Annotated in this window: 7 protein-coding genes; 6 read left to right on the forward strand and 1 reads right to left on the reverse strand. The window is 43.7% G+C overall.

Annotated features, from left to right (window positions below):
- Positions 1-276 precede the first annotated feature (276 nt).
- The 5 genes from KSX81_RS10800 (at position 277) to lpxA (ending at position 10,383) form a co-directional block, all read left to right on the forward strand.
- Entirely contained in the window at positions 277-3,384 is a 3,108-nt protein-coding gene (locus KSX81_RS10800) for a glycoside hydrolase family 2 TIM barrel-domain containing protein (RefSeq protein ID WP_004298344.1), read from the forward strand.
- Positions 3,385-3,567: 183 nt separating this feature from the next.
- A complete protein-coding gene (locus KSX81_RS10805) occupies positions 3,568-4,743 on the forward strand; it encodes an efflux RND transporter periplasmic adaptor subunit (protein WP_004298346.1) in 1,176 nt (391 codons plus the stop codon).
- A 16-nt stretch (positions 4,744-4,759) separates the two neighbouring features.
- Positions 4,760-8,191, forward strand: a complete 3,432-nt coding sequence (locus KSX81_RS10810) for an efflux RND transporter permease subunit (RefSeq protein ID WP_004298349.1) — start codon at positions 4,760-4,762, stop codon at positions 8,189-8,191.
- Between the two features lie 11 nt (positions 8,192-8,202).
- A complete protein-coding gene (locus KSX81_RS10815; RefSeq protein ID WP_004324284.1) occupies positions 8,203-9,594 on the forward strand; it encodes a TolC family protein in 1,392 nt (463 codons plus the stop codon).
- Between the two features lie 18 nt (positions 9,595-9,612).
- Complete coding sequence (gene lpxA / locus KSX81_RS10820; RefSeq protein ID WP_004298353.1) at positions 9,613-10,383, forward strand: acyl-ACP--UDP-N-acetylglucosamine O-acyltransferase; 771 nt, start codon at positions 9,613-9,615, stop codon at positions 10,381-10,383.
- Between the two features lie 161 nt (positions 10,384-10,544).
- Here lpxA and KSX81_RS10825 read toward each other — a convergent pair whose 3' ends face one another.
- Positions 10,545-11,186, reverse strand: a complete 642-nt coding sequence (locus KSX81_RS10825) for a carbohydrate-binding family 9-like protein (RefSeq protein WP_004298355.1) — start codon at positions 11,184-11,186, stop codon at positions 10,545-10,547.
- A 112-nt stretch (positions 11,187-11,298) separates the two neighbouring features.
- Here KSX81_RS10825 and KSX81_RS10830 point away from each other — a divergent pair, with 112 nt between their 5' ends.
- Positions 11,299-15,357: a two-component regulator propeller domain-containing protein gene (locus KSX81_RS10830; RefSeq protein ID WP_217725834.1), complete on the forward strand. Its 4,059-nt coding sequence runs from the start codon at positions 11,299-11,301 to the stop codon at positions 15,355-15,357.
- Positions 15,358-15,395 lie beyond the last annotated feature (38 nt).

Consider the following 15,395-nt stretch of genomic DNA (forward strand, 5'->3'; position numbering starts at 1 on the left):
GTATCAGGATGTCACGCTAGAAAAATACAGCCTATTCATCGTTTCTTCTTGACTTTACCATACTCGAGAGGTGATACTCAAAAAGTTAATTTACCAAGTTCTTCTTTCACCGTAAATCTATGCCAACTCCACATACCATTACCAGACTCCATTGAATAGTTCATAAATAAATTAAAATTGAACTATTGACATACCTATTAGACTTATTATTCTCCTTTATTAATCAAATTATTCCCTATCTTTGACTCCCGAAATTCAAACCTAATACAAAAACCCATGAAGAAACAACTACTCTCTTGCTGCTTGGCTGCATTGGGACTGACAGCAATTCAAGCACAAAGCTTCAATGAGTGGAAAGACCCGGAAGTGAATTCCGTAAACCGCTCCGCTATGCACACTAATTACTTTGCTTACGCATCGGCTGATGAAGCTAAAGCCGGCATTAAAGAAAATTCAACGAATTTCATGACCCTGAACGGTCCGTGGAAATTCAACTGGGTAAGACATGCAGATGCACGACCGACCGATTTTTATCAAACTAATTTCAACGACAAAGGTTGGGATGACCTTCAGGTGCCTGGCGTTTGGGAGTTGAACGGTTACGGTGATCCTATCTATGTCAACGTAGGATATGCCTGGAGAAGCCAATTCAAAAACAATCCCCCGCAAGTACCGACAGAAAACAATCATGTAGGCTCTTACCGGAAAGAAATCATCCTTCCTGCTGACTGGAAAGGCAAAGAGATTTTTGCACATTTCGGCTCGGTAACTTCCAACATGTACCTTTGGGTGAACGGACGTTACGTAGGATATAGCGAGGACAGCAAACTGGAAGCCGAGTTCAACCTGACCAACTACCTGAAACCGGGTAAAAACGTGATTGCTTTCCAGGTATTCCGCTGGTGCGACGGCAGTTATCTGGAAGATCAGGACTTCTTCCGCTACTCTGGCGTAGGACGTGACTGCTATCTTTACGCACGTGACAAGAAATACATCCAGGATATTCGCCTCACTCCAGATTTGGATAGCCAATATAAAGACGGTACGCTGAACATAGCCGTTGATCTGAAAGGAAGCGGCACAGTTGCCTTGGACTTGACAGATACTCAAGGTAACAGTGTAGCAACTGCCGACCTGAAAGGCTCTGGCAAATTAAACACTACCCTATCCATCTCCAACCCGGCCAAATGGACTGCCGAAACGCCTAATCTCTACACGCTGACCGCTACACTGAAAAACGGCAACAACGTAGTAGAAGTAATCCCCGTTAAAGTAGGATTCCGCAAGATTGAGCTGAAAGGCGGACAGATACTCGTCAACGGGCAACCGGTACTCTTCAAAGGAGCCGACCGTCACGAAATGGACCCGGACGGCGGTTATGTCGTTTCTCTCGAACGTATGTTGCAGGATATCAAAGTGATGAAAGAATTGAATATCAACGCTGTACGTACTTGTCATTATCCGGACGACAACCGTTGGTATGACCTTTGTGACCAATATGGTCTGTATGTAGTGGCCGAAGCCAACGTAGAATCTCACGGAATGGGTTACGGCGATCAGACACTGGCAAAGAACCCGAGTTACGCTAAAGCTCACATGGAGCGTAACCAACGCAATGTACAACGCGGATACAACCATCCGTCCATCATCTTCTGGTCACTGGGCAACGAAGCCGGCATGGGACCGAACTTTGAGGAATGCTACACTTGGATTAAGAACGAAGACAAGACACGTGCCGTACAGTATGAACAAGCAGGAACCAGCGAATTCACCGATATTTTCTGCCCGATGTATTATGACTACGACGCTTGTATCAAATATAGCGAAGGCGACATCCAAAAGCCGTTAATCCAATGCGAATACGCACACGCTATGGGTAATTCACAGGGAGGATTCAAAGAATACTGGGACATCATCCGCAAATATCCGAAATATCAGGGCGGATTTATCTGGGACTTTGTAGATCAATCCTGCCACTGGAAAAACAAAGACGGAGTAAATATCTATGGTTATGGCGGTGATTTCAACAAATACGACGCTTCGGACAACAATTTCAACGACAACGGTTTAATCAGCCCCGACCGCGTGCCTAATCCGCATGCATACGAAGTGGCTTATTTCTATCAGGATATATGGACTACTCCTGCAGATCTTGCCAAAGGTGAGATCAATATCTTCAACGAATATTTCTTCCGCGACCTCTCTGCATATTATATGGAATGGCAATTACTGGCAAACGGGGAAGTAGTGCAAACAGGCATCGTGTCCGACCTGAAAGTTGCACCCCAGCAAACTGTGAAAGTGCAAATTCCGTTGGACGTGAAGAATATCTGTCCTTGCAAGGAATTGTTGCTGAATGTGAGCTATAAACTGAAAGCCGCCGAAACGTTGCTGCCGGCAGGAACGACTATCGCTTACGACCAGTTAAGCATCCGCGACTACAAAGCACCGGAACTGAAACTGGAAAATCAACAGGCTTCCAACATTCCGGTTATCGTGCCCAGTATTTTGGACAACGACCGCAATTACCTGATTGTGAAAGGTGAAAACTTCTCTATGGACTTCAATAAGCACAATGGTTACCTTTGTCGCTACGACGTCAACGGCATGCAACTGATGGAAGACGGCAGCGCACTGACTCCTAACTTCTGGCGTGCACCGACCGACAATGATTTCGGAGCCGGACTGCAACATAAATACGCTGCCTGGAAGAATCCTGAACTGAAACTGACTTCTCTGAAACATGCTATTGAAAACGATCAGGCAGTGGTTCGTGCAGAATATGACATGAAGTCGATTGGCGGAACATTATCGCTGACTTACACCATTAACAACAAGGGAGCAGTGAAAGTTACCCAAAAGATGATGGCAGACAAGAGTAAGAAGGTTTCTGACATGTTCCGCTTCGGTATGCAAATGCGAATGCCTGTCAACTTCAACGAGGTAGAGTACTACGGTCGTGGTCCGGGAGAGAACTATGCTGACCGTAACCACGGAGCCATGTTAGGCAAATACCGCCAGACGGTGGAAGAACAATTCTATCCTTACATCCGCCCGCAGGAAACCGGAACCAAAACGGATATCCGCTGGTGGAGACTTCTGAACATTAGTGGTAACGGATTGCAATTCATATCGGATGCTCCTTTCTCTGCTTCTGCCCTGAATTATACCATCGAGTCATTGGATGACGGTGACGGTAAAGATCAACGTCACTCACCGGAAGTAGAAAAGGCAGACTTCACCAATTTCTGTATCGATAAGGCACAAGCGGGACTTGCTTGTGTGAACAGTTGGGGAGCCATTCCACTGGAAAAATACCGTCTTCCTTACCAAGATTATGAGTTAAGTTTTATTATGACTCCTGTATATCATAAAATAAAGTAAAAAACATAGTTAAAAAACACGGTATCAGAGAACAAGAATACCGAATTTAAAGTACTTTTGCAGCCGGAAACTAATTTAACCGAATTAGTTTCCGGCTTTTTCTTCCTTAACCTCCTTAATCTATATGGACGAACAGCACACTGGCAACAAATGCATTAAATTAAAAAACAGATATTTATAAGTATGAAAAGTAGAATTGTTTTATTTGCATTTTGCGTAGCCCTCTTGTCAAGTTGTGGCAATAAGGGCAATGACACAGGAAAGGTTCCTGAATATGCAGTACAAGAGTTACAAAAGACGACCGCTAATTTAACAACTGCCTATCCGGCTACCATCAAAGGTAAACAAGATGTAGAAATCCGCCCCCAAGTATCAGGCTTCATCACAAAACTCTGTGTAGACGAAGGAGCAGCTGTACGTAAAGGACAAGTGTTGTTCATTGTTGATCCGACTCAATACGAAGCAGCTGTACGCACTGCCAAAGCAGCAGTGGCTACAGCAGAAGCAGCAGTGAGCACTCAACAGATGACGTATGACAATAAGAAAGAGTTGAACAAAAAGCAAATCATCAGTGACTATGACCTGGCAATGGCAGAAAACTCCCTGGCACAGACCAAAGCCCAGCTGGCACAAGCAAAAGCACAACTGACCACTGCTCAACAGAACTTGTCATTCACACAGGTTAAAAGTCCGTCAGATGGCGTTATCAACAATATCCCTTATCGTGTAGGAGCATTGGTAAGCCCTTCTATCGCTACACCGATGACTACTGTTTCCGAGATTGACGAAGTATATGTATACTTCTCAATGACAGAAAAGGAATTGCTGGCAATGACCAAGTCCGGTAGCACTATCAAAGAAGAAATCAGCAAAATACCGACTATCAAACTACAATTAATCGATGGTTCCACATACGATATAGAGGGTAAAGTGGATGCTATCACAGGCGTTATCGACCAATCTACCGGTTCGGTAAGCATCCGTGCCATCTTCCCGAATAAGGAACATGTATTGCGTAGCGGAGGTACTGCAAACGTTCTGATTCCTTATGCTATGGAGAATGTAATCACTATACCGCAGTCTGCAACAGTAGAAATCCAGGATAAGAAGTTCGTTTATGTTCTGCAACCGGACAACACGGTAAAATATACAGAAATCAAAATCTTCAATCTGGATAACGGAAAAGACTACTTGGTTACTTCCGGTCTGAATTCAGGAGATAAAATCGTAATCGAAGGAGTACAAAACCTGAAAGATGGCCAGAAGGTTCAGCCTATCACACCGGCGCAAAAAGAAGCAAACTATCAACAACATTTGAAAGACCAACACGACGGTAATTTAGCCACAGCCTTCAACTAATAATCAGATAATCATTATGAAATTAGATAGATTTATTAACCGTCCGGTACTATCAACCGTTATTTCTATCCTGATAGTCATCCTGGGGGCTATCGGATTGGCGACACTGCCTATCACGCAGTATCCGGACATCGCGCCTCCTACCGTTTCGGTAAGAGCCACCTATACGGGAGCCAGTGCATCGACCGTATTGAATTCCGTGATTGCTCCGTTGGAGGAACAAATCAACGGTGTAGAAAACATGATGTATATGACCTCAACTGCGTCAAACACGGGTTCCGGTGATATATCCATATATTTCAAACAAGGAACAGATCCGGACATGGCCGCCGTCAATGTACAAAACCGTGTCTCTATGGCACAAGGTCTGCTGCCTGCCGAAGTAACTAAAGTCGGTGTAACCACTCAAAAACGCCAGACTTCCATGTTGGTAGTATTCTCTCTTTATGACGAGACGGATACCTATAGCGAATCGTTTATTGAAAACTATGCTAAGATCAACCTGATTCCTCAAGTTCAACGTGTACAGGGTGTAGGTGATGCCAACGTTTTAGGTCAGGATTATTCTATGCGTATCTGGTTACGACCGGATGTCATGGCACAATACAAGCTCGTTCCCGGTGATGTTTCCGCTGCTCTGGCAGAACAGAATGTCGAAGCTGCTCCAGGACAGTTCGGTGAACGCAGTGACCAGACTTTCCAATATACCATCCGTTATAAAGGACGCTTGCAACAGCCTGAAGAGTTTGAAAATATCGTTATCAAATCTCTTCCTGACGGTGAAGTACTCCGTCTGAAAGATATAGCAGAAATTCAGCTGGACCGTTTGGGATATAACTTTACCAACCGGGTAGACGGTCACAAATCTGTGACTTGTATCGTATACCAGATGGCAGGAACCAATGCGACACAAACCATCAGTGATATTGAGGCATTGTTGGATGAAGCATCAAAAACGTTGCCTACCGGATTGAAACTGAACATCTCCATGAATGCCAATGACTTCCTTTTCGCTTCTATCCATGAAGTGGTGAAGACGTTGATCGAAGCATTTATCCTGGTGTTTATCGTAGTGTATATCTTCTTGCAGGATTTACGTTCCACATTGATTCCGACTATCGCCATTCCGGTAGCTCTGATCGGTACTTTCTTCATCCTGTCCCTGGTAGGATTCAGTCTGAACTTGTTGACGTTATGTGCGCTCGTGCTTGCTATTGCGATTGTGGTCGATGATGCGATTGTGGTCGTCGAGGGTGTGCATGCCAAGCTTGACCAAGGTTATACATCTGCCCGTCTGGCTTCTATCGATGCCATGAATGAATTGGGTGGTGCTATCGTATCTATTACGCTGGTTATGATGGCCGTATTCGTTCCGGTAAGTTTCATGGGAGGTACAGCAGGAACATTCTATCGTCAGTTCGGTATGACTATGGCTATCGCTATCGGTCTGTCCGCATTGAACGCATTGACTTTGAGTCCGGCTTTGTGCGCCGTTCTTCTGAAACCTCACAAAAAAGAAGATGGAACAACGGAAGACTCCACATTGAAAGAACGTATGAAAGTAGCCTATACGGCAGCCCATACAACTATGATCAACAGATATACCGAAGCTATCGGAAAGATGTTGCATCCGGGAATTACACTTACTTTGACGCTTATTGCCATTCTCGGCATGATCTTTGGTTTGTTCAGTATCAATCCGATAGTCACTGCAATTTTCGTAGTGCTTAGTATTCTGGCACTGATCGGAATGAGTACGAAGAAGTTTAAAAACAGATTCAACGATACATACGAATCAATCCTGAAACGTTATAAGAAACGAGTACTGTTCTTTATCCAGAAGAAATGGTTGTCTATGGGATTAGTTGTCGCTTCCATTGCGATACTTGTATTCTTCATGAACACCACTCCGACAGGTATGGTGCCTAATGAAGATACCGGAACGCTGATGGGAGCAGTGACATTACCTCCGGGTACTTCCCAAGACCGTTCTGAAAAAATCCTGGCACGTGTAGACAGTCTGATCGCTTCCGATCCTGCGGTATTGTCACGTACCATGATTTCCGGATTCAGCTTTATCGGTGGCCAGGGACCATCATACGGTTCTTTCATCATCAAACTGAAAGACTGGGACGAACGTTCCATGATACAGAATTCAGACGTTGTAGTCGGTTCCTTATATATGCGTGCACAAAAGATTATCAAAGAAGCACAGGTATTGTTCTTCGCTCCTCCTATGATCCCGGGTTACTCGGCATCTACGGATATTGAGGTCAATATGCAAGATAAGACCGGTGGTGATCTGAACAAATTCTTCGATGTGGTTAATGATTATACGGCAGCATTGGAAGCACGTCCGGAAATTAATTCAGCAAAGACTTCCTTCAACCCGAATTTCCCGCAATACATGATTGACATTGATGCGGCAGCTTGTAAAAAAGCTGGCATCAGCCCGAGCGATATCCTCACTACTATGCAAGGATATTACGGAGGTTTGTACGCATCCAACTTCAATCGTTTCGGTAAGATGTATCGTGTTATGATTCAGTCAGATCCGTTATCACGCAAAAACCTGGAATCTTTAAAAAATATCAAGGTGCGTAATAGTGCAGGCGAGATGGCCCCGATTGCCCAGTTCATTTCTGTGGAGAAAGTATATGGTCCGGATATTATTAGTCGTTTCAACCTTTATACCTCTATGAAAGTAATGGTAGCTCCGGCAAGTGGTTATACATCCGGTCAGGCATTGACGGCTCTTGCCGAAGTTGCTCAAGAAAACCTGCCTACCGGTTATACGTATGAACTAGGAGGTATGGCGCGTGAAGAGGCTCAAAGTAGCGGAAGTGCTACCGGACTGATTTTTGTACTCTGTTTTGTATTCGTTTACTTATTGTTGAGTGCACAGTACGAAAGTTACATTCTTCCATTGGCCGTATTATTATCCATTCCGTTCGGTCTGTTAGGCAGTTTCCTGTTTGTGAATGGTGTAAGTGCTATCGGTAATATTTCAGCATTGAAGATGATTCTGGGTACGATGTCAAACAATATCTATATGCAGATCGCGTTAATCATGTTGATGGGTCTGTTGGCGAAGAATGCCATCTTGATCGTAGAGTTCGCCCTAGATCGTCGCAAGATGGGTATGAGTATCACTTGGGCAGCTGTATTGGGTGCCGGTGCTCGTCTCCGCCCGATTCTGATGACATCATTGGCGATGGTAGTCGGTTTGCTTCCGTTGATGTTTGCCTTCGGTGTAGGTGCCCACGGTAACCGTACACTAGGTACTGCCTCTATCGGTGGTATGTTAATCGGTATGATTTGCCAAATTTTCATCGTTCCTGCCTTGTTTGTTATCTTCCAGTATCTGCAAGAGAAAGTTAAACCGATGGAATGGGAAGATATTGACAATGCAGATGCCGTAACAGAGATTGAACAATACGCTAAATAATGAAATTCGATATGAAGAAACAGATTCTATATATGTTGTGCGCAACTGCTCTCTTGAGCAGCTGCCACATCTATAAGTCGTATGACAGACCCGAAGATATCACTACTTCCGGCCTGTATCGCGATCCGGTAGCGGATAATGATACACTGGTTTCGGATACAGCCAACTTCGGTAATCTGCCGTGGAGAGAAGTCTTCACCGACCCGCAACTCCAGTCACTCATCGAAACGGGACTGAAACAAAATACTGACCTGCAGAGTGCAATACTATCAATCAAAGCAGCCCAGGCTCCGTTGTTGGCAGCCAAACTAGCCTATGTTCCAGCTCTGGCCTTGTCCCCACAAGGTACTATCAGCAGTTTTGATAATAGTAAAGCAAGTAAGACTTATTCACTTCCGGTAACCGCCAGTTGGGAGATTAGTCTCTTTGGAGGCTTGCTAAATGCCAAACGAGGTGCAGATGTTGCCGTTAAGCAGGCCAAAGCTTACAAACAAGCTGTACAAACGCAGATTATTGCCAATGTTGCTAATCTGTATTACACTTTATTAATGCTTGACCGCCAACTGGAAATCACCAGAGAGACAGCAGAAATATTAAAGCGTAATGCCGAAACAATGGAAGCAATGAAAAATGCTGCTATGTATAATATCAATTCGGCAGGTGTCGAACAGAGTAAAGCGGCTTATGCACAAGTGATGGCCTCTATTCCGGAAATAGAACAGAGCATCCGCGAAGTGGAAAATTCTCTATCAACTCTTCTTGGAGAAGCTCCCCGCCATATCCAACGCGGTACCATCGAAAAGCAAATTCTACCATCCGAATTTTCAGTAGGCATACCTATCCAATTATTATCCAACCGTCCGGATGTAAAAGCGGCTGAAATGTCACTAGCTTCTGCTTATTATAACACGAACTCCGCACGTTCCGCTTTCTATCCACAAATTACACTTAGTGGATCTGCCGGATGGACAAACAGCGCAGGCTCTGCTATCATTAATCCGGGAAAATTCCTGGCTACTGCCATCGGCTCACTGACACAGCCTCTCTTTTATCACGGAGCAAATATCGCTAAACTGAAAATGGCCAAAGCGCAGGAAGAACAGGCGAAACTCTCCTTCCAGCAAACGCTGTTGAATGCCGGTAGTGAAGTCAGCAATGCGCTAAGTTTATACCAAAAGACGAGTGAAAAGGTAGAATCTCGTCAAATGCAAGTAGAATCTGCCAAAAAAGCTTCGGAAGATACAAAAGAATTGTTTAACTTAGGGACTTCAACCTACCTGGAAGTATTGTCTGCACAGCAGGCTTACTTGAGCGCACAAATCTCACAGGTTTCCGATTGCTTTGATCGGATGCAGGCTGTAGTAAGCCTTTACCAGGCACTGGGTGGTGGAAGAGAAGAATAACTTTAAACATATACTATTATGATTAGTCCGTTAGCTTACGTAGATCCCGAAGCAAAGCTGGGCAAGAATGTAACCGTTCTGCCTTTTGCCTACATTGAAAAGAATGTAGAGATCGGGGATGACTGCGTCATCATGTCTTACGCTAGTATCCTGCAAGGTACTAAAATGGGAAAAGGAAACAAGGTACATCAGAATGCTGTCCTCGGAGCGGAACCACAAGATTTCCACTATACTGGAGAAGAAAGCAGCCTGATTATCGGAGATAATAACGATATTCGTGAGAATGTAGTAATCAGCCGCGCTACATTTGCCGGCAATGCTACCAAAATCGGAAACGGAAACTACCTGATGGATAAAGTACATCTTTGCCATGACGTACAAATCAACAATAACTGTGTGGTAGGTATCGGCACCACTATTGCAGGAGAATGTACGTTGGATGATTGCGCTATCCTAAGTGGAAATGTCACTTTACATCAATATTGTCACATCGGAAGCTGGACACTGGTACAAAGCGGCTGCCGTATATCTAAAGATGTACCTCCATACGTTATCATGTCAGGAAATCCGGTAACATATCATGGTGTAAACGCTGTAGTTCTTTCTCAACATCACAATACATCGGAAAGAATCCTTCGTCACATCGCTAACGCATACCGTTTGATTTATCAGGGTAATTTCAGCGTTCAGGATGCCGTACAGAAGATTATCGACCAGGTTCCTATGAGTGAAGAAATCGAGAATATTGTAAATTTCGTGAAGAACTCGGAAAGAGGGATTGTGAAATAAACAATATAACATCTATAAAAAGAAAGGGTGATGCTCAAAAAAAGCGTCACCCTTCTTTTTTATAGATGGATGACGCAATAGATAATATTTTTACAAATGGAGGATACTTCAGTGATTCAGCAACACTAGTGATTCATCTTCAAATCCAGAAATTCAATTCATCATTCAAATTCCAAAGTACCGAAAAAATCGGGGCGATGGAAATCCGGTTGGTCAATCTCTATCGGATTCCATGAAAGAAAATGAGGAGTCTGCAACTCATCACCACACTTATAGAAATTAGCTTTTATCTCCTTTCCATCGAGTGATTCAATCTGATGCTTAAAGAATACAGCATACGGAATGATGAGAGCAACTTCCCAGTCTGTCTCCTCGACACGTTCTGCAAAAGGCTGATTACCCAGACTAGACCAACGTTGTACGAGAGCAGTCACTTCTTTCGGTGCATGTTCCCGGTTGTTACGAACTGGGCCGGCACCTATCAGGATAGTTCCGATGCAATTACATTCTATATTATAATAGATCCCGTCGCCTGCAGGTATAGAAAAGAATTCCACACAAGAGTCAGTCCATACAGAACCGTTATCTTCTCCATACTTGGCACGTACACTCTCCTCTTTCACTTTAAAATGTAGCAAGATTGAGTTCTGCGTGTGAGCAATTCGAAAACTCACTTTAGGTTTGTAAGGATATTCAGCCCAATTGACACACTGGATCGGCTGAAAATCTATTTTTTCTTCATCGAATAGTTTAGGAAGCGAACAAGCCTCCACGTTAGCCGCACTAATTTTCTTTACTTTCATATATCTTTCGTTTGAATGATACAAATATAGTTACTTTCTTCTAATAAGGTTCACTGAAATCGAATAAAAACAATATATTTGCATAGATGTAAACACCTTAAAAAATAAATTAGTGAGAAAAGTAATTCTTTTATTTCTGCTATTTTTAAGCGTAGCTGGAGTCCGCACACAAGGTCAAAACATCACTTTTAGCCACTTGACCACGGACGACGGACTCTCCCAATTTTCTGTCAATAGCCTTTATATTGATGAACGGGGGATTATATGGATTGGCACGCGTGAAGGACTGAACCGGTATAACGGTAACGATATCAAAAGTTTCAAACTTAATAAAAACGATCCGAACAGTTTGTTCAGCAATACAGTGCTGCGTATCACCGGAAACAAAAACGGGAAGGTATACCTGCTCTGTACGGACGGGGTAGCAGAGTTCGATCTGACCACACAAAGATTCAAAACGTTGCTGCAAGGCAATGTGGATGCTATTTATTTCAACGAGAAATTATATATCGGGAAAAGAGAAGAAGTGTTTGTATATAATGAAAGTACCGGAAACTTCGATCTCTACTATCATCTTGCCGGAAAAGATATCACCCTCTCCTGCCTCCACCTGGACGAAAAGAAAAATCTGTGGATGGGAACTACCAGTAACGGACTTTACTGTTTATCGGGAGACAAAAAGATTTCCCAACCTGTCACAAGAGGTAATATCGCGAGTATTTACGAAGATTCGTCTAAAGAATTATGGATCTGTACCTGGGAAGAAGGACTCTACCGGATAAAAACAGATAGTACCATTGAGAACTTCCGTCATGATCCTAAAAATCCAAACAGTATTTGTGCCGACTTCGTAAGGAGTTGCTGTGAAGATAATGCAGGAAATCTGTGGATAGGAACCTTTCACGGGTTAAATCGCTATGAAAAGAGCACAGGTAAATTCCAACTTTACACTGCCAACGCGAACAAACCCGACGGACTTACCCACTCCTCCATCTGGTGCATCGTCAAAGATGAACAAGGAACAATTTGGCTGGGTACTTATTTCGGAGGTGTCAACTATTTCAATCCAGAATATGAAATCTATACCCGTTACAAAACCGGAGATACAGAGAAAGAAGGTCTAAGTAGTCCGATCGTCGGTAGAATGACTGAAGATAAGGACGGAAACCTGTGGATTTGTACCGAAGGCGGCGGCGTGAATGTGTATAACCGGAAGGATAACACCTATCGGTGGTATCGCCACGAAGAGGGCAAAAATAGCATTTCCCATAACAATGTCAAAGCAATCTACTACGACCGGACTAATGAAATCATGTGGATAGGTACACACTTGGGAGGATTGAACAAACTCGACCTGCGTACTAACCGTTTCACAGTCTACCGAATGAAAGCCGGAGACCCAACCTCACTACCTTCGGATATCGTCCGAGACATTGTACCTTATAAGGACAAGCTGGTTGTCGCCACACAAAACGGTGTTTGTCTTTTCAATCCGGCAACAGGCGCTTGCCAACAGCTCTTCAAAGAGACTAAAGAAGGAAGAGGTATTGGCATGATAGCCAGTCTTTGCATTGATAAAGACGGTACATTGTGGATTGCGGCTACCGGGGAGGGTGTTTATTCTTACCGGTTCGACAGCGGTAAACTTACTAATTATCCACACAATCCCGCTAATCCGAACAGTCTTAGCAACAATAATATCAACAGTATCATGCAGGACAGTAACGGTAATCTGTGGTTCTGCACCTCCGGAAGCGGTCTCGACCGTTACCGTAAGGCAAGTGATGACTTTGAAAACTTCGATGTACAGACAGATGGTTTATCCAGCGACTGTATCTACGAAGTATGCGAATCGTCCATACAGAAAGGAGACTTATTGCTGATTACCAATCAGGGATTCTCACAGTTCAACTATCCAAGCAAGAAATTCTATAATTACGGTACGGAGAATGGATTCCCGTTGACTGCCGTCAATGAAAACGCACTATTTGTGACACATGACGGAGAAGTATTCCTTGGCGGTATTCAGGGAATGATTTCTTTCTGGGAGAAAAAATTACATTTCACTCCCAAATCATATAATATCATTCTTTCCCGCCTGTTTGTCAACGGAAAAGAAGTAGTTCCGGGAGATGAAAGCGGCATCCTGGAACAGTCGATCTGTCATACTCCGGAAATCAGTCTGAAAGCGAATCAATCGATGTTTAGCATCGAATATGCCACTTCCAACTTCATCCCTGCCAACAGAGATGAAATTCTCTATCGCCTGGAGGGTTTCTCAGACGAATGGAACCATACTTACCGGAAGCAAACGCTGATTACTTATACAAACCTGAATCCGGGTAAATATACCCTTGTCATCAAATCACAGAGGGAAGGAATAAAAGAGGCCAGACTGCTGATTATCGTACTCCCTTCATGGTATGAGACATGGTGGGCTTACCTGATTTATACCATTGTCACTATCAGCCTGTTATGGTATCTTATTCAGAACTATAATTCGCGCATCAAACTCCGTGAGTCTTTGAAGTACGAAAAGAAGCATATTGAAGACCTCGAAGCATTGAACCAGTCGAAACTCCGTTTCTTCACTAACATCTCGCACGAATTCCGCACACCGTTAACGCTGATCGTGGGACAAGTGGAAACTTTGTTGCAGGTGCAGACATTTACGCCTAACATATATAATAAGGTATTGGGAATCTACAAGAACAGTCTCCAATTACGGGAACTGATTACGGAACTACTTGATTTCCGTAAACAGGAACAGGGTCACATGAAGATCAAAGTTAGCCAGCACAATCTGGTTAACTTCCTGTATGAGAATTATCTGCTCTTCCTCGAATATGCGAGCAGTAAACAAATCAACTTCAAGTTCAACAAACAGAAGGATGACATTGAAGTATGGTATGACCAAAAGCAGATGCAGAAAGTAATAAACAACCTGCTGTCTAATGCAGTGAAGCATACCAAGGCCGAAGATACAATTTCGATTAATGTATCGCAGGAGAAAGACCATGTCATCATTGAAATAAAAGATACCGGGACAGGTATCGCCGCTGCCGAAATTGATAAGATATTCGACCGTTTCTATCAGACCGAACATCTCAACTCGCTGAATACCGGAGCCGGTACAGGCATCGGACTGGCACTGACAAAAGGTATTGTGGAACTTCATCACGGCACAATCCGGGTAGAAAGCGAACCGGGCAAAGGAAGCAGTTTCATTATCACCCTCAAACTAGGCAAGGAACACTTCACAGAAGAGCAAATAGCGAAAGATGATACGGAAACCATCCAGCAAACAGAGACTATTGTTCCTTCAGTAGAAATAATCCCTGATTCGGAATGGAAAGAAGAAGATAACAAGCGCATCGAAGACGCCAAAATGCTGATAGTGGAAGACAATGAATCTATCAAACAGATGTTAGTCGGTATTTTCGAAACATTCTATCAAGTCAGTACGGCTTCCGACGGAGTAGAAGCATTAGAGATGATACAGAAGGATATGCCGAGCATCATTTTAAGTGATGTCGTAATGCCACGCATGTCGGGTACGGAACTTTGCAAACAGATCAAGACGGACTTTAACACTTGCCATATTCCGGTGGTATTATTAACCGCACGTACTGCTATAGAGCACAATATCGAAGGTTTGAAGATTGGTGCGGATGATTATATCACGAAACCGTTTAATACCAATCTTCTGATTTCCCGCTGCAATAACCTGGTTAATTCCCGCCGGCTATTGCAAGAGAAGTTCAGCAAACAACCACAGGCTTTTGCCCAAATGTTGGCTACCAACCCGATGGATAAGGAGATGCTCGACCGCGCGATGGCCATTATCGAACGTCATCTGGACAATACGGATTTCAACGTTAATATCTTCGCCCGCGAAATGGGTATGGCACGTACGAACCTATTCACTAAACTGAAAGCAGTTACAGGCCAGACCCCGAATGATTTCATCCTAAGCATACGTCTCAAAAAAGGCGCTGTCATGTTAAGGAATAACCCGGAGCTGAATATCACGGAGATCTCTGACCGGATTGGGTTCTCCTCCTCCCGCTATTTCAGTAAATGTTTCAAGGAGATTTATCACGTCAGTCCGCTGGCTTATCGTAAAGGAGAAGAGAGCGAAGAAGAAGGGGACGGAGAAGAAACAGATTAGCAGGCAACTATACAAGCACTCTTGCAAAATAATCTTAT

The organism is Bacteroides sp. MSK.18.37, assembly GCF_019129155.2.
Lineage (GTDB): Bacteria > Bacteroidota > Bacteroidia > Bacteroidales > Bacteroidaceae > Bacteroides > Bacteroides ovatus.